The organism is Micromonospora sp. MP36, assembly GCF_008119785.1.
In the GTDB taxonomy this organism is placed as follows: Bacteria; Actinomycetota; Actinomycetes; order Mycobacteriales; family Micromonosporaceae; genus Micromonospora.
The window spans coordinates 1-19,282 of the sequence record NZ_VSFA01000111.1; the positions used below are offsets into that span (position 1 = coordinate 1).

A 19,282-nucleotide genomic window follows, 5' to 3' on the forward strand; every position below is an offset into this window, starting at 1 on the left:
CCGGTCAACTGGCCGACGTAGAACGCTCCGCCTGGCCCCGTCGTCACCGTGGTCGGCACGAACTGCATCGGGATGGCCGGCCCGCCAGCCGGGTTCGGCGTCGGGGTGGTCGGGAAGACGGCGAGCGGAGAGATGCGGCCCCTGCGGTCGAGACGCAGCAGCGTGTTGCCGCCGGCGTCGGTCACCACTGCCCCGTCCCGGTACGGCACGAGGCCGTACGGGTTGCTGTCGGGCCCGGCGCCGGGCTGGTCGCCGTCCGGGTTGTTCATCCCCTCCCACGCGGCCAGGTCGGCGAACGAGCTGGCACCTGCCGACCCGACCCGCACGGTCTGCCCGACGAGCGCACCGGCGACACCCAGCTGGGCCCGACGCTGCGGGTCCGTGCCAAGGCCGATGCTGACCAGCGGCCCGGCCTTGGTCAGCGCGATGTCGTGCGGTCCGAGGACTTCGGACTGGGTCGGCGTGCCCAGTGACGGGAGTCCGGTGACCACCCGCTTCTGCTGGCCCCCTCGAACCGCGGTGATCGCCCCCGTGACACCGAGGCAGAACTGCTGGTTACCCGCGCCGGTGAGGCATGGCCCCTGGCCGCCTCTGCCGGCCTCGGCGACGAGCACCACTCCCCCAGGTGTCACGGCGAGGCCGCGGGGGTTGTCCAGTCCGCTGGCGATCACCGTCATCCGGTCGGCGTGGATCTTGCTGGTGGCCGCGGCCGCCGCGTCGGGTGCCGACGCGACCACGAGACCGGCGACTGCGACAGCAACGCCGGCAGACCGGAGCTTCAGCCTCACCATTGGGTATCCTTCCGCGAGTTTCCGAATCATGTCGTATGCATCGGTGACAACTGGCGCGACGCTAACCGGGTTCCGGCGGCATTGTTGTCAGGTGTACGACCGCCCTGGCTCTCATGAAACCGCGTAGGCGGACAGGCCTTCTTCGGCCGGGTGTCGGGTTCGGCGGCGCGCCGATCGTCGTATACATGAGGGCAGATAGCCGACCTGAAGAGGAGGCGGAGGACGCGATGCCGGACGAGGACAAGAAGCGAGCAGCGCACCGAGCGCTGGTGGATCGCATCCTGAACGGAGAGGGCAGGGCATCCGCGGAGCAGCGAGCTCGTGCCTTCGGCAACGAAGGCCTGTCTCCGCCGTTGGACACGCTGATGGGCAAGGTCGTCACGACGCCGGCGCAGGTCACCGAGGCGGACTTCGCCGCGGCGAAGGCGTCGGGCTTCAGCGAGGACCAGCTATTCGAGCTGGTGATATGCGCTGCGGTCGGCCAGTCCGCCCGGCTGTACGAAGCGGGACTGGCGGCCCTGGCCGAAGCAACCGTCACCGGAGAGGCCGGATAATGCGCCTTGATATCCTCAACCGCGGCTACAGCCCCGCAACCAGGTTGCTGTTCGCGCTCATCCGGCTGTTCTCCGGGCACCCGGTACCAGACGCCGCCAAGCTGGTCTTCTACCGGCCCGATTTCTACGGCGCCCGGGCAAAGGAGTTCACCCACGAGGCGATGCGCGGGCCGTCCGCCTGGTCAGTAGGCGACCGGGAGCTGATGGCGGCCTACGTATCCAAGGTAAACGAGTCGGCGTTCTGCATAGCCGCGCACACCGCGACCGCTCGGCGGGCATACCAGGACGGGCCAATGGTCGCAGCGGTGCTGGCCGACCTGGAATCGGCCCCAGTGCAGGAGCCACTGCGGGCAACGCTGCGGATGCTCGGCAAGCTGACCGCCGAAGGAAAGCTCAGCGCCGAGGACATGCGGGAAGTGCTATCCGCCGGCGTCTCACGCCAGCAGGTCAAGGACGCGCTGGCGGTCTGCGTGGCGTTCAACACGACCGACCGGCTCAGCGACGCCTTCGGCTTCGAAGTGCTCAGCCTCGAGGGCTTCGAGGCAGGAGCCAAGTACCTTCTCAAACGGGGTTACCGATAGCGCGTGCAGCGCCCGCCGCAACGCCTTGCCGGCCACGACGGCCCAATCGTCCAAAGACGCGGCACGGGTGTACTCGCCTTTGGCCTTGGCCAGATCTCCCCTGCAGCTGAGCGTGGCCGGAAACCTGCGTGACTCGCTCGGAGTGCCCGGCGGCTTCCCTCCGATTCGGGAGGCGGAGCCGCCGGGCAGGCGCGTCAGGTGACGCGCAGGTTGAGGTGGGCCAGCCGGCGACCGTCGGCGGCCTTCATCACGAGTACGTAGGTGCCGGGCACCCCGGCCTGCGTGGTGAGTACGGTGTGGACCCGGTGCTGGTCGTCCAGCTCGAAGCCCAACTCCCGCTCGGTGCCGTCCGGTGTCACCTGGGTCAGGCTGGCGATGCGGTCCGACGCCGGCGTGCCTGTCCCGTCGACCAGCGCGAACCGCACCGGCAGTGCGCGGTCCGTCGCCATCGGCCCCGCCGTCTTGAGATCGATGACCGTGACCCCCCATTCGGGGGCGCCGGCATCCGAGACGACGTAGTCCAGCCCGGCCTTGATCGGGAACTGGATCGCCCTGGTGACCGGGTCCGTCGTGAAGGCGACGTCGGCTCCTGACGAGTCGCGTACCACGATGTCGTCAGCGGACCAGGAGGTGTTCTTCGCGGTGATCCGGCTTCGGGTGGTGCCGTCGCTCGCGGTGTAGGAGAGCGTGGCGCCCGGCGCGGCAACCGGGTAGACGCTGGCCCGCACGCCGCCGGCGGCGACGTCGTCGCCCGGGTCGCGGGCCCCCGGGTCGTGGACGAGGATGCCCGTGCCGCCGACGAAGGCCGGGATCTTGCCGAACGGCTGCTGGTAGTCGGTCAGGGTGGTGGGCCCGGAGAACCGTGTGCCGGTCTCGATGTCCATCCAGTCGCCTGCCGGGAGGTAGACGTCCCGGGCCATCGCCGTGTCGGTGTCGCTGCCGTACAGCGGGGCGACGAGGAGCGACGGCCCCAGCATCCACTCGTACTGTTTGGTCGGGGCGGATGCGAGGTCGCGGACCTGGGGGTCCTCGGGGAACGCCACCGGGAGCGGCGTGGCCGTCGACGGGTAACCCGTCTCGTACGCGGTGACGGCCGCCGAGTAGATGTAGGGCTGGTACTCGGCGTGCCACTGCGCGGCCTTCAGCGTCGCCTCGACCAGGACCGGGTCGTTCATCCGCCACGGTTCGTTGCCGAAGGACATCGCCGGCGACATGGCCGCCATCATGGCGTTGCGGGTCAGATACCGCTGCTTGGAGGTGTTGGTTTCCAGGTCGCTGATGATTCGGCCACCCACGATGTCCGGATAGAAGTTGGGCTGTCCGCTGGCCGCGTAGGCCAGCCCGTTGACCACGGTGCGGTCGCGGTCCTTCGGCCCCTGGTTGTAGTCCGTGTCGTTGATCCGAAGGATCGATCCGGCCACGGAGAAGGCGCTGTTGCGCACCATCATGAGTGCGCCGTCGTCGTTCAGGCCCTCGTTGACCGGGTTGACCAGCGCGTTGTTGGCGTAGCCGTTCGCTGTGGCGTCGTACATGTGGTCTTCCTTGTAGCCGTCAGCGCCCCACTCCCGGCTGCGTGCCACGAACCACTTGACGGCCTCCGCGTTGTCCGGGTCGATCAGGTACATCGCCGTGTTGGGGAAGGACACCGGCCGGAAGACGCGCGGCTTGCCGTTCGCGTCCTTGATGAAGTAGCCGCGTTCGATGCCCACGGCGGTGCCGTCGCCGTCCAGGGCCGGGTCGTACGTTCCGCCGTCAGCGGGCAGCGCCCGGAAGGACTGACGGGCGCCGAGCAGCAGGCTGATGCCGTGGTCGTGGAAGAACTTCTTGTACGCGTCGGGATCTGGATACTTGGCGCCCCAGAGGCCGAAGCTGGAGGTTGTGCCCTGGGCGCTGCCGGAACCGTACGGCCAGAAGCCGGAACCGGTGACGACCCAGCTGAGCGGGAAGCCCTTGTCCAGGTATGTGGTCACCGAGTCGGTGATGGTCCGTTGGTTGGTGTTGTAGCCGAGGGCGCCGTACGACTCGTATCCGACGCCGAAGAGGGTGTAGTCCGGCTTCGCGTCGTGGTAGCCGGCGCTGCGCCGGACCTCGGCGTAGCGCTGGTAGATCGTCGGCATGTCCCCGAAGAAGTAGTGCAGTCCGGACATCGCCGGGCCGTTGACCCCGAGCAGGGTGGCGGCGTCGTCGACCTCGACGGCCAGCCGTCCGTTCGACAGCGCGACCTGGGCGAGCTTCCGGCCAGGAAAGACCGTGAAGGTGGAGACGAACCGTTGGTTCGTCGTGCCCGCGCTGTTCTGGGCGTAGTAGTCGAGGTTCTTGATGCCGTAGGCGTCCAGGTCGGTGCGGTAGCCGCCCAGGTCGCCGAGGCCGTAGGCGGGGCTCATGCCGCCGGCGAGTTGGGCCCGGACGGTGCCGGTGCGCGGGTCGCCGGCGGTGATCCGCAGGTTCACGGAGTGCTCCGCGGGCGCCACGGCGACATCCGCCGTGCGGCCGTTGGAGAACGTCACGGCGAACCGCACGCTCGACTCGTCCGCCGCGGTGAGCGTCGCCGCCACGGCGTCGCACACGGATCCGTCCGTCGCGGCCAGTTCCAGCCCGGCCGTGGGGTGTGGTGCGGCAGCCGGCGCGCCGTCGACGTCGAAGCCATACTTGAAGCCTCGGCGGTCGATCGACATGCTCCAGTGGTCACCGGCCACCGACACGATGGTGTCGTGCTGCGCCAGCCGGTAGGCGGGGAACCGCTGCTCCGGCGCGTCGACGTTCGGTGCCACCGAGTCGTCGGTACCGCAGTCGGCGGCGGGTTCGCCTCCGTCGCCGGCCACCTCGAGCAGCCGTACGGCGTTGGCCCGGGTGATGACGTTGAGGTTCGGGGTGGTCACCGCCGGGCCAGCGGTGGCGGTGACGGTCAGGCTGAAGGTCTGGCCCTGGTCGAGGTAGGTCGACCCGATCGTGCGCCAGCCGTTGCCTCCGGTGGCCTGGTTGACCACGGTGGGAGTGTCCGGCCCTCCGGTCCAGGCGTATTCCGCCTTGGCGTTGTCGACGCTCGCCGCGTAGTAGACGGCGAGGTCGTACCGGGCGGAGGCGGGTGCCACGGCGGTCCAGGTGGCTGTCGAGCCGGGCGTACGGCTGTAGCGGGACAGCGATCCGGCGTATCCCGGGTCGCGGGCGTTCGCCCAGGTGCCGGTCTCGGCGTAGGCGCCGGGCGTCGACGGGGTGACGATCAGTGTCTCGGCCGCGGCGGCCGGGGACGGTGCGGTGAGAATGGTCAACGGCGCCAACAGCGCCGTGATGAAGGCGAGAAGGAGTCTGGGTCTGGGACGAGCGGCCATCAACTGCACTCCATCCTGAAGCAGCGTCTGGGTTAGGTCACAGAGTTGGTGACAACGGCGGCCACGGCGCTGAACCGGCCGCGGCCAGGAAGGCCCGCGCGCGTCGACGCAGCGCCGCCCAGTCGCCGGCGGCGATCTCCGTGCCGTTGACGAGGGAACTGCCCACCCCGACGGCGGCCGCCCCCGCCGCGGCCCAGCCGGGCACCGACTCGACGGTCACCCCTCCGGTGGGCACCAGAGGTACGTCGGGCAGGGGCGCGCGCAGCTCACGCAGGTACGCGGGGCCGCCGAGGCTGGCGGGGAAGAGCTTGACGAGGCTGGCGCCGGCGGACCAGGCGAGGTCGACCTCAGTCGGGGTGAGTGCGCCGCAGACGACGGGCAGCCGGGCCGCGGCGGCCTCGGTGAGCACGTCCTCCCGGGTGGTTGGCGTCACCAGGAACTGGGCACCGGCGTCACGGGCCCGCGTCACGTCCGCCACGGTGCGTACGCTGCCGGCGCCGATGGCGCACGATTCGCCGAACTCGGCGCGGAGCGCCGTGACGGCGTCGAGGGCTCCGGGGGTGGTGAGGGTGACCTCCAAGGCGCCCAGCCCGGCCTCGGCCAGTTCCCGGCCGGTGCGGAGCACCGCGTCGGGGGCGGGCAACCGCACGATCGCGATCACCCGCGCCCCGCGCAGCCCGGTCACTTCGCCAGCGCCTGCATCTGTTCCCGCGCGGTCGTGAGGGCGTCCTTGGGCGACGCCTTCCCGACCAGCGCGGCCTGCACCTGGGTGGCGAGGGCTTGCTCGATCTGGGCGAACTGGGGGTAGGCCCAGAACGGGTCGGGCTCGGCGTAGGCGCCGATGGCGGTGGTGAAGTCCTTGGTGAACTTGTCGGCCTGCACCTCGCTGGTGGCCAGGCCGCTGGTGGTGGTGGGCGGGAGGCCGGCCTTGGTGAACCATTCGCCGGTGTACTTCGGGTCGCTGGTGATGGTGGCGGCGAACTTCGCGGCGGCCCCGGCGCCGTTGCCCTGCACGACCGCGATCGCGTGGCCCCAGGCCAGGTTGCGGGGCTTGTCTCCCGCTGTACGTACGGGGCGGGCGATCGGCTGCAGCTTCTCCGCGAGTTGCTTGTCGGGTGCGGTCTTGGTGACCGCGCCTCGGCCGGCGACGGCGTCCTCGTAGTAGCCGACCTTGCCCTGTGCGAAGAGGGCTCGGGCGTCGAACCGGTTCATGTCCGGCGCGATGAGCTTCTCGTCGTAGAGCTTCTTGTACCAGGTGAGCGCCGCGACGCTGGCGTCGTCGCCGACGGCGATCTTTCCGTCCTGCACTACTGGCGAGCCGAAGGCCCACATCCAGGCGATGAAGTCCTTGAGCTGGTCCACCTTGGTCATGGCCGCCCATGGCACGACGCCGCCGCCGAGGCCCTTGAGCGCCCGCAGCGCCTGCTCGAACTCCTCGATCGTCTTGGGCGGGGCGGTGACGCCGGCCTTGCCGAGCAGTTCGGAGTTGCCGATCAGGCCGATCCCGGCGGTGGTCCAGGGCAGCCCGTACTGGGTGCCTTTCACCTTGGCGATGCCCAGGGCGGCCTCGGTGTAGCCGCCGTTGGCCGCTTGGGCGCCGAGGTCGACCAGCTTTCCGGTGGCGGCGAGCGTGGCGAGCCAGGCGACGTCGACCTGCACGGCGCCGGTGAGGGTGCCGCCGCGTACCTGCAGCAGCACCTGGTTGAGGTAGTCGTTGTACGGGTACGAGGCGGTGCTGATCTTCGCGCCGCTCGTTCCGGCGTAGTTGTCGAGCAGCGCTTGAAGTGAGTCTTTGGTGGACGCCTCGTTCAACGACCAGCCGGTGAACGCGAAGTCTTTGGTGCCGTCGTCGGTGGCCGCACCGGAGCCGCCGGTGGATCCGGTGGACGGGGCGCACGCGGACAGGGCACCCGCGGTGAGCATGGCGCCGCCCGTGACACCGAGGAGCTGGAGCAGGTTGCGGCGGGACAGGTGGGTGGTGCGGAGAACAGGTCGCGTTGACATCTGGAATCCCCTGTCGACTGTGGTGGTGCCGGCCGGTGGCCGGGGTTGGGTGGGGGTCAGCCCTTCACCGCGCCGCTGGTGAGACCGGCGACGAGGTAGCGCTGGAGCACGATGAAGCCGATGACGACGGGCAGCGACACGACGAGCGAGGCGGCCATGAGGTCGGGCCAGGCCGCCTGGAACTCGCCCAGGTAGGTGTTGACCAGACCCGGCGGCAGCGTCTGCTTCTCGGGTCCGGCGAGGGTGAGCGCGAAGATGAAGTCGTTCCAGCCGCGGATGAACGCGAACAGCCCGGTGGCGATGAGGCCGGGCAGGCTCACCGGCAGCAGGATGCGATGGATGATGGCGCCCTGGCCGGCGCCGTCCACCTTGGCTGCCTCGATCAGCTCGTCGGGGATCGTGTCGAAGAACCCTTTGAGCATCCAGACGCACAGCGGAAGGGTGAACGTGGTGAACGACAGGACCAGCGCGAGGTAGGTGTTGAGCAGCCCGTAGGCGCTGAAGACCAGATAGAGCGTGATCAGCAGCAGGGCCTGCGGGAACATCTGGGAGGCCAGCACCAGATACATGAGCGAGCGGCGGCCGCGGTATCGGAACTTCGCGAAGGAGTATGCGGTGTAGGCGGAGACGATCACGGTGAGCAGCGCGGTCAGCAGGGACACGATGAGGCTGTTGCCGAGGTAGCGGGCGAGCGCCGGGTTGTCGGCCAGGTTGGTGAAGTGCTCGAAGGTGACCGTGTCCGGCCACAGTCGGGGTGGGAACGCGAATGCGTCGTCGTTCGGGGTGAGCGCGGTGACGAGCAGCCAGTAGACCGGGCCGAAGGCGAACACGCCGATCGCGGCCACGGTGGCGGCGGCGCCGAGCGGTCGCGGTCGCCGCCGGCGGGGTGACGGTTGCGGCGACGGGCGGCGAGCCGGCGTCGCGATGGTGGCAGGTTCCGCGAGGGTCACGACTTCTCTCCCCGTTCCGAGGCCCACACGTAGATCACGACGAGGATGGACAGCAGCACCATCCACAGGGCGCCGAGGGCGCCGGCCCGGCCCAGGTCGAAGCCCTTGAACGCGGTGTCGTAGACGGAGACGGCGAAGGTGGTCGTGGCTCCCGCCGGACCGCCGCCGGTCAGCACGTAGATGGTGTCGAAGTGCTGGAAGTTCCAGATGGTCTCCAGCAGCAGGACCACGCCGATGATGCCGCGCAGGTGCGGCAGGGTGACGTGCCAGAATCGGCGGACCGGGCCGGCCCCGTCGAGTGCGGCGGCCTCGTGCAGCGCTTGGGGCACGGTCTGCAGCCCGGCCAGCAACATCACCATCATCCAGGGAAAGCTGGCCCAGGACTTGGCTACGATCACCGCCGCCATCGCCATGCCGGGCTGCCCGAGCCAGCTGATCGGTTCGTCGACCAGCCCGACCCGCACCAGCAGCCCGTTGAGCACTCCGTAGTTGGCGTTGAAGATCCACATCCAGACGAACGAGACCACCACTCCGGGGATCACCCAGGGGAAGAGGAAGAGGCCGCGCAGCACGCCCCGTCCGGGCAGCCGGGTGTGCAGCGCGAGGGCGAGGGCGAACCCGATCACGAACGGGATGAGGGTGCAGGCGATGGTGAACACGAGGGTGTGCTGGAGTACCGGCCAGAACTCGTCGGCGAGCACCGTCCGGAAGTTGTCCAGCCCGGCGAAGCTGCGCCCGGGCAGCACCAGGCTCTGCCGGAACAGGCTGGTGGACAGGGAGCCGACCAGGGGGTAGAGCACGATCGCCCCGAACAGCACCAGCGCCGGCAGGGTGAGCAGGAAGCCGAAGGACCGGTCGGAGAGGCCGCGCCCAGCTCCGGGCGGCCGGGCCGTCGGGGTGGTCACGACACCACCTCGGGCAGCGCGATCTGCTGCGGGGTCACGTGGGCGGGGCCGACGTAGCCGAGGCCGATGCTGACCGAGTCGGCGGCCTCGATCACGGCCCGCGCGAGTTCGGTCTCCCGGGTTGCCAGGTCGATCGCGGACAACGGGCCGGACACCGACAGCCCGGCGACCACCGCCCCGGAGGCATCGCGGATCGGCGCGGCGACGCAGGCCCGGCCCAGGGCCAGCTCTTCGATCTCGGTGGAGTAGCCGCGGGCGAGGGTACGGGTGATCTCCTCGTCGAGCTGCTCGTGGCTGGTGATCGTGCGGTGCGTGTAGGCGTGCAGGGTGGTGCCGGGCAGCAGCTCGCGCCGTTCGTCGGCGGTCAGCCCGGACAGCAGCGCCTTGCCGAGGCCGGTGGCGTGCAGGGGGTTGTACTGCCCGGCGAGGACGAATGCCCGGGGTGCCTGGCGCCCCTCGAAGTTGAGCAGGTAGAACAGCCGGTCACCGCGCCGTACCGCCACGTTGGCGCCCAGCCCCAGCTCGGCGGCGAGGTTCTGCGCGGTCTGGCGTGCCTCCCGGTGCACCGGATGGTTGTTGAGCACCGTTCCGCCGAGCGAGACCACGTCCAGCCCGAGCCGGTAGAGGCCGCTGACCGGGTCCCGGTCGACGAAGCCGGCCGCCTCCAGCGTGGCCAGCAGCCGGGACGCGGTGGACAGGCCCAGCCCCGTCGCCTTGGCCACATCGGACACCCGCAACTCGGATCGCCCGGCGCTCAGTGCCCGCAGCACACCCAGTGCCCGCTCAACGCTCTGGTTGCTGCCCGCTTCCGCTGCCATCGGAACCCTCTCTGGAAGTTGCTTGCGCGATACGGCAAGATATCCCGCATGTTGCATGTGGTCAACCGTATGCCGGGGGTTCATGGTGAGGATTGAGTGCGTCGAGACGCACGTGGTGAAGCTGCGCCCGCCGGAGGCGTACCTCGGTGCCCGGCCGGACGGCGACCACGGTGACGACTACTACCTACGGCCGCCCTGGCGCAGCCTCTACTCCGACCGTTTCGAGACGCTGCTGGTCAAGCTGACCGCCGACGACGGCACCTACGGCTGGGGGGAGGCGCTCGCTCCCGTGGCGCCCGAGGTGCCGCAGGCGATCGTCGACCGGCTGCTCGCCCCGGCGCTGATCGGGCAGGATCCGCGGCGCGTGCGCCCGCTGTGGGCGCGGCTGACCGGGCTCATGCGGGAACGGGGTCACCTGGTCGGGCACCAGGCAGACGCGCTGGCCGCCGTCGACACCTCGCTGTGGGACCTCGCCGGCAAGGCGTACGGGATGCCGGTGCACGCGCTGCTCGGCGGCGCGTTCCGCACCGAGGTGCCCACGTACGTCTCCGGGTTGCCCCGCCCGACCGACAGCGAGCGGGTCGAACTCGCCGCCGACTGGGTCCGACAGGGCGTACGCGCGATCAAACTGCACCTCGGCCACGGCGTGGACGCCGATCTCGCCACCTACGACGCGGTCGCCGCCACGCACCCCGACCTGCGTGTGGCGGTCGACGCGCACTGGGCCTACGACACCGCGGACGCCCTGCGGCTGGGCCGGGCGCTGGACGAGCGGCGGGCCTGGTTCCTGGAGGCGCCCCTGGTGCCCGAGGACGTCGACGGCCACCGGGAACTCGCCGCGGCGATCGCCACCCCGGTCGCCGTCGGTGAAGCCCTGCGCAACCGGTACGAGTTCCGGGCGTGGCTGGCCGCCCGCGCGGTCGACCTGTGTCAACCGGACGTCGCCCGCACCGGGATCACCGAGGCGATGGCGATCGTGGAGGTCGCCGCCGCGCACCACGTCCCGGTGGCCCCGCACCACTCGGTCGGCCTCGGCGTCGCGGTCGCCGCCGGCCTGCATGTCGCCGCCGCCATCGACGCGATGCCGGCGTTCGAGTTCCAACCCGGGACCATGAGGGTCGCCAGCCGAATCCTCACCGTCCCGCTGGCCGGAGGCCCGGTCTCCTTCCCGCTCCCCGACTCCCCCGGCCTCGGCGTGGATGTCGACCACTCTCTCCTGGAGGACCTGTGACCCGATCGTCCGACGTACGCGGCCTGATCCCCGTGCTCGCCACCCCGTTCTCCGCCGGCGGCGAGCTCGACCTCGACTCGCTGCGCCGGCTGGTCGACTTCCAGGTCACCTCCGGGGTCGACGGCGTCGCGGTGTTCGGTTTCGCCAGCGAGGGGTTCGCGCTCACCGCCGCCGAGCGCGCCACCATCCTCGATGTGGTGACCGAGACCGTCGGCCCGGATCTGCCCGTCGTCGCCGGGGTCGCGGCCACCGGCACCGCTGACGCGGTGGAGCAGGCGCGGCGCGCGGCCGACCACGGGGCCAGTGCCGTCATGGTCGTGCCGCCGCACATGGTCAAGCCCGGTCCGGGGCAGATCGTGGACTTCTACGGCACGGTGGCCCGCGACGGCGGTCTGCCGGTGATGGTGCAGGACGCGCCCGGATCCACCGGGGTCACCATGCCGGTGTCGCTGATCGCCGACCTGTCGAAGCTGGACGGGGTCACCTCGGTCAAGGTCGAGGCGCCGCCGACCGCGCCGAAGCTCGGGGCGGTGGTGGACGCCGTCGCACCGGACTTCCTGGTCCTCGGCGGGCAGAACGCCCTGTTCCTGCTGGAGGAGTACCGGCTCGGCGCCGCCGGCACCATGCCCGCCTGCGAGTTCCCGGATCTGCTGCGGCCCGTGCTGGACGCCTGGGCGGCCGGGGACGCCGCGTCCGCCCGGGCCGGGTTCAACCGGCTGCTGCCCCTGGTGCGTTTCGGCCTGCAACCCGGGATCGCCTGGTCGGTGCACAAGCACGTACTGGTCCGTCGGGGCGTCATCGACAGCCCGGCCGTGCGGCCACCGGCGGTCGACGCCGATCCGGGTACCCTCGCCGGGCTGGCCGACATCCTCGACGACCTGGGAATCCGGTGAGCCGCGGGGTACTCGTCGTCGGCGCCAGCTCCCCGATCGGACGGGCGATCGGCCGGGCGTTCGCCGCCGCCGGGGACACCGTCGTCGGCGCCGCGCTGGACCGCCCGGGCGAGCCGTCGTACGCCGTCGAACTGGTGCTGGACTGCGCGACCGCCGCCGGGGCCGAGGCGGCGGTGGCGGCCACCGTGGACGCGGCCGGGCGGCTCGACGTCGTGGTCCTCGCGGCCGCCGTCATGCCGGTGGCGGCCGTCACCGCCACCACCGACGCGCAGTGGCGGTCGGCGCTGGACGCCACCCTCGGCACCGCCTTCGCGGTCAGCCGCGCGGCGCTGCCGGTGCTGCCGAGGGGCGGCGCCATCGTGGCGGTGAGTTCGGTCAACGCCACCCTGGCCGCGCCGGGGCTACCCGCGTACGCGGCGGCCAAGGCGGGACTGGAGGGCCTGGTCCGCCAGCTCGCGCTGGAGTACGGGCCGGCCGGGGTGCGGGTGAACGCCGTCGCGCCGGGCCTGATCGGCGGTGCGGACCTGCCGGACGCGGCGGCGGGCTACCCGCTGGGGCGCACCGGCACCCCGGAGGAGGTGGCGGCGGCGGTGCTGTTCCTGGCCGGGGCCGGGTTCGTGACCGGCGCCGTGGTGCCGGTCGACGGTGGGCTGTCCATCGCGTCCCCCGCCGCGTTCCTCCGCGACGACCTGCGCGCGAGGTGGCTGGAGTGACCACACCGGCCGCGCTCGCCCGGCTCGACCTGGTCGGGCTGGGCGAGGCGATGGTGCTCTTCCAGCCGCCGCCGGGGGCCCTGCTGCACGACACCGGCGCCGTCGAGGTCCACGTGGCCGGGGCGGAGTTCAACCTCTGTGTGGCGGCGGCCCGGCTCGGCATCGGCGCGGGTTTCTGCAGCCGGGTCGGCGCCGACCCGCTCGGCAGGCGGGTGCTGGCCGAGGCCGAAGCCGCCGGCGTGGACGCCGCGCTGGTGGCGGTCGACCCCGAGCACCCCACCGGTCTGTTCCTCAAGGACGCCCGGCCCGACGGGCAGCGGCGGGTCTACTACTACCGGCGCGGCTCGGCCGCCGCGCATCTCGACGAGGCCGACGCGGCCCGACTGCTCGCCGCCCGACCCCGGATGGTAGCCGTCTCCGGCGTCACGCTCGCGCTGGGCCCGGGCCCCCGGGCTGCGGTGGCGTCGGTGGTCCGCGATGCCCGGCGGGTCGGTACGGCCGTGGCACTCGACCCGAACCTGCGCCCGGCCCTCGGTGCGGTCGAGCGGCAGGCCGCCGATGTGCGAGCGCTGCTCGGGCAGGTCGACGTCCTGCTGCTTGGGACCGACGAGGCGGGGCCGGTCCTCGGCGTACGCGATCCGTCCGACCCGGACGCGGTGTTCGCCGCGGCGGCCGCCGCCGGCGTACGGGAAACGGTCCTCAAGGCCGGCGCGGGCGGCTGCTACCACGCCGGCGGGACGCGGGGCGCGGTGCACCTGCCGAGCGCCGCCACGGTGGTGGTGGATCCGGTCGGCGCCGGCGACGCCTTCGCGGGCGGCTACCTGACCGGCCGCCTGCGGGGGGTCCCGCCGGCCGGCGCCGCCGCACTGGGTAACGCGCTCGCCGCCGCGGTGGTCGCCGCGCCGGGCGACACCGCGGGCCTGCCCGACCGGTCGTCGGCCGCCGCGCTGCTCGACGAGGTGCGAAGCCGATGGTCCGGGGGCTCGCCACCGCCGTCCGGGTGAGCCGGACCGGACCGCGTCGGCCGCGGTGCCGGGTGGCGCGACCACCCGGCACCGCGGCACCTCACGCGTCCGGGCCGTCCTGATCGATCACGTCCTGGCCGCCGGCGCCGTTGAGCACGTCGTGACCGACGCCGCCGTACAACCGGTCGCCGCCGGGGCCGCCGGTCACCACGTCGTCGCCGGCGCCGCCGAGCAGCACGTTGTCGCCCCGGCCGCCGACCAGCCGATCCGCGCCGCCACCGCCGCAGATGACGTCGTCACCGTCCAGGCCGACGATCACGTCGTCGCCGCCCTTGCCGACGATGACGTCGTCGCCGGCCGTACCGATCAGCCGGTCGGCCTGGTCGGTGCCGACGATGGTCGCCGGCCGGCCGAGACACAGCGGTGCGGTGACGGCCAGCTCGGCCGCGTGCGTGAAGTCGCCGAAGCCGTAGGAGACGGTCACGGTGTCGCCGAGGGCCGCGCCGAGCGAGGCCAGGTCCAGGTCGGCGGCGTACGTGGTGGCGTTCTGGCCGGTCTGCACGGCGACGAGCCGCTGCGGGGCCCGGTCGTTGACGCGGACCCACACGTCGGCCTGGTCCAGTGCCGTCGCGTCGAGGTTGAGCGGCGCGGTCAGGCGGATCGTTGCGCGGGTTCCCTCGGGCATCCGGTCGAGCGCCGCGCCCGTTCCGTCGACCACCCGTACGGCGGTGGTGTCGGCCGCGCGCCACGCCAGCGCCTCGTTCCACGCGGTGTTGAAGGTGACCCAGCCCTCGGAGTGGCCGATGTTCCCGGCGCCCGGGTTGTAGGGGTAGTGGGCGTTCTTGGGGCTGCCGTCGAGCACCCCACGCGCCCCCTGCAGGCGTCCCGCCCCGCCCTGGTACTCCGAGTACCAGCCGCGTTCCGCGCCCTCGAATCCCCACTGGGTGGTCGCGGCCCGGTAGGACGCGTGCCGGCCGGTCGGGTTGCGGCCGAAGATGTCGTCCACGTGGGCGACCGCGATCTGACGGAGCCGGGCGGCCATCGGGTCGTCGCCGAGCACCCGCGCGGCGGCGAGCGCCGGCGCGGCGAAGCCGGCGACGTTGCCGGTCTCGTTCGGGTCACTGGCCGAACCACCGCCGCTGAATGGTGGAATGGTCCACCGGTCGGCGGAGTACCGGCGGAAGTCCCAGAGGTTGTCGGAACGCTCGATCGCCACCCGGGCCCAGTCGCGGATGAAGTCCCGGGTGCCGGCCGGGGCCTGGTCGGGGTGTGCCGACAGCAGTCGGACGAGGCCGGTGATGAGGTGGTACTCCCCCTGCCGCTGGCCCTTGGTGACGGTCGGGTCGGCGACGTCCAGGTGGTCGACGAGCCAGGCCGCCTGGGCGCGAGCCGCCGCGAGGTAGCGGTCGGCGTCGTCGCGTCCCTCCCGCTTGGCGACCTCGTACATCATCACGTTCGGCCAGACCGAGTGGCCCGGCGGCAGCTCACCCTTGCCGGTGCCCACCTGGGTGTAGACCTGGAACAGGTTGGCGGTGTGCGGGGTGTTGTCGTACCAGGCGAACCGGTCCTTCGCCTCGTCGCCCCAGATCGGGAACAGGTAGTCGCGGGCCCGCTCGTAAACCTCCCGCGGGATGTACTCCTGCAGGTAGGGGTAGGCGTAGAGGAAGGCGGCGAGTTGTTCCTTGAGCAGGGTGTGTTTGCCCTTCCCGCCGAGGTAGACCTCGACCGCCCAGTGGATCAGTCGGACGATCTCGGGCGTGTCCGGCGGCAGTTGCACCGGCAGCCCGACGTACCGGGCGTCGGGGTCCTTGATCTGCGCGAACGCCGACGGGTTGGCCAGGTACATGTCGATCAGCGAGGGAAGCTCGAACGACATCTGGTGCGAGTCCCGCCAGCCGACGCCGTTGGCGCAGTTCTGGGCGTCCGTGCCGCCGTAGACCATCTTGCTGAAGTCGCCGTAGTAGCACCGGACATCGGTCATGAACTCGACGGCGCGGCGGTAGGAGACCCGCTCGATCCAGTCCGCCCCGATCCCGAACGGCACCGACGACCCGGTGCCCGCCGGGCCCTCGACCACGACGGTGAACGGGCCGGTGTCCGCGGGATCGAAGCCGGTGAGGTCGCCCACCTGGCCGCCTAGGGTGCCCTCGTACCGTACGGTCCCGGCCGCGTCGGTGACCCGGAACCGGTCGCCGTCCACGGCCCGCGGCGCGGTGAACCGCTTCGCCTGACCGAGGTTGTAGCCGCTCTGGTTGACGAAGACGGGCTGGTCGGCGTCGGGCTCGCCGGGTGGGGTCCAGTCGCATCCCGCCGCGGTGGTGGGATGCCCGGCCGGTACGCCGTCCAGGGCGTTCACCACGACGCCGGTGAAGGACGCCCGGGCGTGGTAGACCCCGAGGCCGATGGTGCCGCCGGCGGCCGGCGCGTCGACCACCGCCACCCGTTGCGCGTCGATCTCCACGACCGAGATGTCGTTGGCCCGCCGGATGACCAGGTCGTGCCAATCTCCCTGGCGCACCGGCGCCGGGCCTTGGCACACGTTCCGGGTGACCGGGCGGGCGATCTGCACGCCGGACCAGCCGGCGAGTTGGGCGGCGAGGTTGTTCTGGGTGACCGCGTACGGCTCGCGGAGGTCGGTCAGCAGGGAGACGGTGGGCGAGCTGGCGGTCGCCTCGACGCGGACGCGCGCCCGCAGCTCGTACGCCGCGGGCAGGCCGACCGGGGTGCTCGGGGTGATGTATCGGCCCGAGGTCTGGGTGCGGGTGTCGACTGTGACGTACGGGAACTCGCCGCTGCCCGTCGTCCATTCGTCGAGCGACCCGGTCAGGGCACGCCAGCCGGCGAGGCCCGTGGTGAAGTCGTCGAAGTAGAGCTGCTGGGCCGCCGCCGCGACGCCGTCCGGAGCGGCGGCCGCCGCCGTTCCGGCTGACAGGGCGGCGGACGCCACCAGGATCGGCGCCAGGGCCGCGGCGGCCCATCGGCGCGTACGTGTGGTCACGAAGACCTCCTCGTGGTGGGCGGGCGGTTGCTCAGGGAGTACGTAGTACGGCTCGAGATCGACCCACTGCGGCAAGCAAGCTGCCGGGAAATGCCGATTGCCACGCAGGTTTCGGGGGTGCGCTTGCGACATGTGAGAAGTTAATGCGCCTGTTGCATGCCGTCAATCAGTACGAAGCTGGAAAGCGCCATCCCCGCGCGCCCGGCCCCCTGTGGACGCCAGCCGGTCGCCCGCTCGTCGCCCCAGAACGCGCCTCCGCCGCGAGGATCCGACCACTCACCGCAACGACATTGCCGTGCGTAAATGTCCGCTGCTAGTCATGGGGCACGTCGTTCCGGCGGACGCGAACTACGACCTTGCTGGAGGTACGAGTCATGCCCCGTCCACCCTTCTCCCCCGGGCTCCGCGATGCGGCGCCACGACCACGCGGCGTCGCCCTCATTGCGGCCGGCCTGCTCCTGCTGTCCTCGATCGCGATAACGTCCGGGCCGGCGGCCGCCGCCAGCCCGACGCTCACCCTCGAACCGGCAATCGACGACACGGCCTGCGCCGCGAACGTCGACGGCACAGCCGAATTCACCCCCGTCCTCTCGCTCGACCTGCCGACCCGGGCGACCTGGCTCAACCAGACCCCGCCGTACACCTTCGACCGCACCGACACGATGGCCGCCGGCTTCGACCGGGTCGGCTACTGCCTCGAGCTGGACGGCCCGGCGGGCCCGCAGTGGGTCTGGGCGGCCATGGAACCCTTCACCACGGACGCGCACCGCCTCGGCCTGCCCACCCACACCGGGGAGATCACCCGCCAACGGGTGAACGACCTGGACGTGGCCTCCAACGTTCCCAGCGTCACCACGGGCACCGGCCTCGCCGGCTACCTGGAGATGTGGCCCAACACCTACGGCACGGGCTCGTCCCGGCAGATCTCCGGCGCCTCGTCCACCACGTACGACGCCGACGACACCGTCAACGCCTCCGGCGGGTACGGGTCGTTCCAGGTACACCAGGTCGGCGCCAACCGCCCCTCGCCGGACACGCCGCGCACCGTACTGGCGGTCAACACCTTCACATCCACCGGCGCGGCGCTCTCGCTCGGCATCGGCTCCGCGCCAACCGGTCACCCGGACTGGACGTTCGCCGGGAACGCCGGCACCTTCACCCAACGACGGCTGACCGTGTACGCCCGTTCCTCCGTGCTGACCCTGAATCAGCACCCGCAGGACCGCCAGTTGTATCCCCGGGACGCCGCCAACCGCGCCACCGTGCCGGTGTCCGGAGCAGTCACCGATCCGCGGGTCAAGGCGGTTCAGCTCCACGTCACCAGCGGCGACGACGAGTGGACCTACACCGCCCCGGTCACCGACCGGCGCGACTTCTCGTTCCGCCCCCGCATCGACGCCGCGTTGCGCGAGTACCGGTTCGAGCTACGCGCGCTGGGCGCCCAGGTGACCCGCCGGGTGGACGTATGGGAAGGCATCCTGGCCGGCGACGTCTACGTCATCCAGGGCCAGTCCAACGCCGTGTCGGCCACCTACAAGGGCTCCTCGGCCGGCGAGGAGTCGCCGTACATCCGCAGCTACGGGTCTCCCACGGCCGAGCCAGTCCTGTCAGCGGCGGACCGGCGCTGGAACTACGCCGGCAGCGAGGTCACCAACCAGCCCGGCTCCATCGGGCAGTGGGGCATCCGCATGGCCCGGCGCATCGTGGACACCTACCAGGTGCCGGTGGCCATCCTCAACGGCGCGCACGGCGGCCGGCCGATCTCGTTCTTCCAGCGCAACGACGCGGACCCGGACGACATCAGCACCAACTACGGCCGGCTGCGGCAACGCCTGGTGGGCGCCGGGGTGCTGGGCGACGTCCGCGGGCTGCTCTGGTACCAGGGCGAGTCCGACAACGACCAGGCGGCCGTGCACGTCACCGGCTTCACCGCGCTGCTCGACGACTGGCGAGCCGAGCTGGGCGCCGACCTCGCCGAGGGGACCCGGTACTTCGTCTACCAGGTGCGTACCTCGCCATGCAGCAACAGCACCACCGGCGCGCTGCGCGAGGCACAGCGGCAGATGGGCGACACGCTCGGCGTGACCCTGCTGTCGACCAACGGCCTGTCGGGCCACGACGGCTGCCACTACGCCTGGGAGCAGGGCTACCGGGAGATGGGCGACCACACGTTCGCGGTGGTCGCCCGCGACCTCTACCACGGACCCGGTGCGGGGGTCGCCCCGCCGAACCCGAGCACTGCGGCGTTCTCGAACCCCGAGCGCACCGAGATCACCATCCAGCTGCGCAGCGACGACCCGCTGACGGTCGAGCCGGGTTCCGCGGCGGACTTCCGGGTCAACGGGACCGCGGTCACCGTGACCGATGTCGAGTACGTCGCCGGCGGCCGGCTGAAGCTGACCCTCTCGGCGCCCGCCGACGGCGCGACGGGCGTGAGCTACCTCAGCCACCTGCGGGCCGGACCCTGGATCGTCAACGCGACCGGCAGCGGCCTGCTGACCTTCTACAACCTGCCGATCACCTGATCGGATCCGAGGCGGGCAGGACGCG

Annotated in this window: 15 protein-coding genes; 7 read left to right on the forward strand and 8 right to left on the reverse strand. The window is 71.7% G+C overall.

Annotation, left to right across the window (positions count from 1 at the left end; all coding sequences use genetic code 11):
- On the reverse strand, positions 1-791 hold a 791-nt coding region (locus tag FXF52_RS35185; protein ID WP_187413903.1), incomplete at its 3' end, for a ScyD/ScyE family protein.
- 227 nt (positions 792-1,018) lie between these two features.
- On the opposite strand from FXF52_RS35185, the gene FXF52_RS35190 reads away from it, so the two are divergent.
- The gene (locus tag FXF52_RS35190; RefSeq protein WP_148803820.1) at positions 1,019-1,345 is read left to right on the forward strand and encodes a hypothetical protein; all 327 of its coding nucleotides are present in this window, start codon (positions 1,019-1,021) and stop codon (positions 1,343-1,345) included.
- Positions 1,345-1,926 carry a carboxymuconolactone decarboxylase family protein gene (locus tag FXF52_RS35195; protein ID WP_148803822.1) on the forward strand — a complete coding sequence of 194 codons (582 nt, stop codon included), beginning with the start codon at positions 1,345-1,347 and terminating at the stop codon, positions 1,924-1,926. Before FXF52_RS35190 ends, FXF52_RS35195 begins: the two co-directional genes overlap by 1 nt.
- Before the next feature lie 194 nt (positions 1,927-2,120).
- Here the strand turns inward: FXF52_RS35195 and FXF52_RS35200 are convergent, their stop codons facing one another.
- The 6 genes from FXF52_RS35200 to FXF52_RS35220 are packed head-to-tail and all read right to left on the reverse strand — an operon-like array spanning position 2,121 to position 9,932.
- Positions 2,121-5,255, reverse strand: coding sequence for a TIM-barrel domain-containing protein (locus FXF52_RS35200; protein WP_148803824.1), 3,135 nt, complete (start codon positions 5,253-5,255; stop codon positions 2,121-2,123).
- Between the two features lie 37 nt (positions 5,256-5,292).
- Positions 5,293-5,940, reverse strand: coding sequence for a bifunctional 4-hydroxy-2-oxoglutarate aldolase/2-dehydro-3-deoxy-phosphogluconate aldolase (locus tag FXF52_RS35205; protein ID WP_222870846.1), 648 nt, complete (start codon positions 5,938-5,940; stop codon positions 5,293-5,295).
- Positions 5,937-7,259, reverse strand: coding sequence for an ABC transporter substrate-binding protein (locus FXF52_RS42655; RefSeq protein ID WP_255472713.1), 1,323 nt, complete (start codon positions 7,257-7,259; stop codon positions 5,937-5,939). The genes FXF52_RS35205 and FXF52_RS42655 overlap by 4 nt, the downstream gene beginning before the upstream one ends.
- A gap of 56 nt (positions 7,260-7,315) precedes the next feature.
- A complete protein-coding gene (locus FXF52_RS35210; RefSeq protein ID WP_255472714.1) occupies positions 7,316-8,209 on the reverse strand; it encodes a carbohydrate ABC transporter permease in 894 nt (297 codons plus the stop codon).
- On the reverse strand, positions 8,206-9,114 hold the full coding sequence (locus tag FXF52_RS35215; RefSeq protein ID WP_148803830.1) for a carbohydrate ABC transporter permease: 909 nt from the start codon (positions 9,112-9,114) through the stop codon (positions 8,206-8,208). The genes FXF52_RS35210 and FXF52_RS35215 overlap by 4 nt, the downstream gene beginning before the upstream one ends.
- Positions 9,111-9,932 carry an IclR family transcriptional regulator gene (locus FXF52_RS35220; protein WP_148803832.1) on the reverse strand — a complete coding sequence of 274 codons (822 nt, stop codon included), beginning with the start codon at positions 9,930-9,932 and terminating at the stop codon, positions 9,111-9,113. The genes FXF52_RS35215 and FXF52_RS35220 overlap by 4 nt, the downstream gene beginning before the upstream one ends.
- An 82-nt stretch (positions 9,933-10,014) precedes the next feature.
- On the opposite strand from FXF52_RS35220, the gene FXF52_RS35225 reads away from it, so the two are divergent.
- From FXF52_RS35225 to FXF52_RS35240, 4 genes are read left to right on the forward strand one after another with little or no spacing between them, the layout of a single operon-like run.
- Complete coding sequence (locus FXF52_RS35225; RefSeq protein ID WP_148803834.1) at positions 10,015-11,163, forward strand: mandelate racemase/muconate lactonizing enzyme family protein; 1,149 nt, start codon at positions 10,015-10,017, stop codon at positions 11,161-11,163.
- On the forward strand, positions 11,160-12,056 hold the full coding sequence (locus FXF52_RS35230) for a dihydrodipicolinate synthase family protein (RefSeq protein WP_148803836.1): 897 nt from the start codon (positions 11,160-11,162) through the stop codon (positions 12,054-12,056). Before FXF52_RS35225 ends, FXF52_RS35230 begins: the two co-directional genes overlap by 4 nt.
- Positions 12,053-12,769, forward strand: a complete 717-nt coding sequence (locus tag FXF52_RS35235; RefSeq protein ID WP_148803838.1) for an SDR family NAD(P)-dependent oxidoreductase — start codon at positions 12,053-12,055, stop codon at positions 12,767-12,769. Before FXF52_RS35230 ends, FXF52_RS35235 begins: the two co-directional genes overlap by 4 nt.
- The gene (locus tag FXF52_RS35240) at positions 12,766-13,773 is read left to right on the forward strand and encodes a sugar kinase (protein ID WP_148803840.1); all 1,008 of its coding nucleotides are present in this window, start codon (positions 12,766-12,768) and stop codon (positions 13,771-13,773) included. Before FXF52_RS35235 ends, FXF52_RS35240 begins: the two co-directional genes overlap by 4 nt.
- 61 nt (positions 13,774-13,834) lie before the next feature.
- Here the strand turns inward: FXF52_RS35240 and FXF52_RS35245 are convergent, their stop codons facing one another.
- Entirely contained in the window at positions 13,835-16,732 is a 2,898-nt protein-coding gene (locus tag FXF52_RS35245; protein ID WP_148803842.1) for a hypothetical protein, read from the reverse strand.
- Positions 16,733-17,106: 374 nt separating this feature from the next.
- On the opposite strand from FXF52_RS35245, the gene FXF52_RS35250 reads away from it, so the two are divergent.
- On the forward strand, positions 17,107-19,257 hold the full coding sequence (locus FXF52_RS35250; protein ID WP_148803844.1) for a sialate O-acetylesterase: 2,151 nt from the start codon (positions 17,107-17,109) through the stop codon (positions 19,255-19,257).
- Positions 19,258-19,282: the final 25 nt, after the last annotated feature.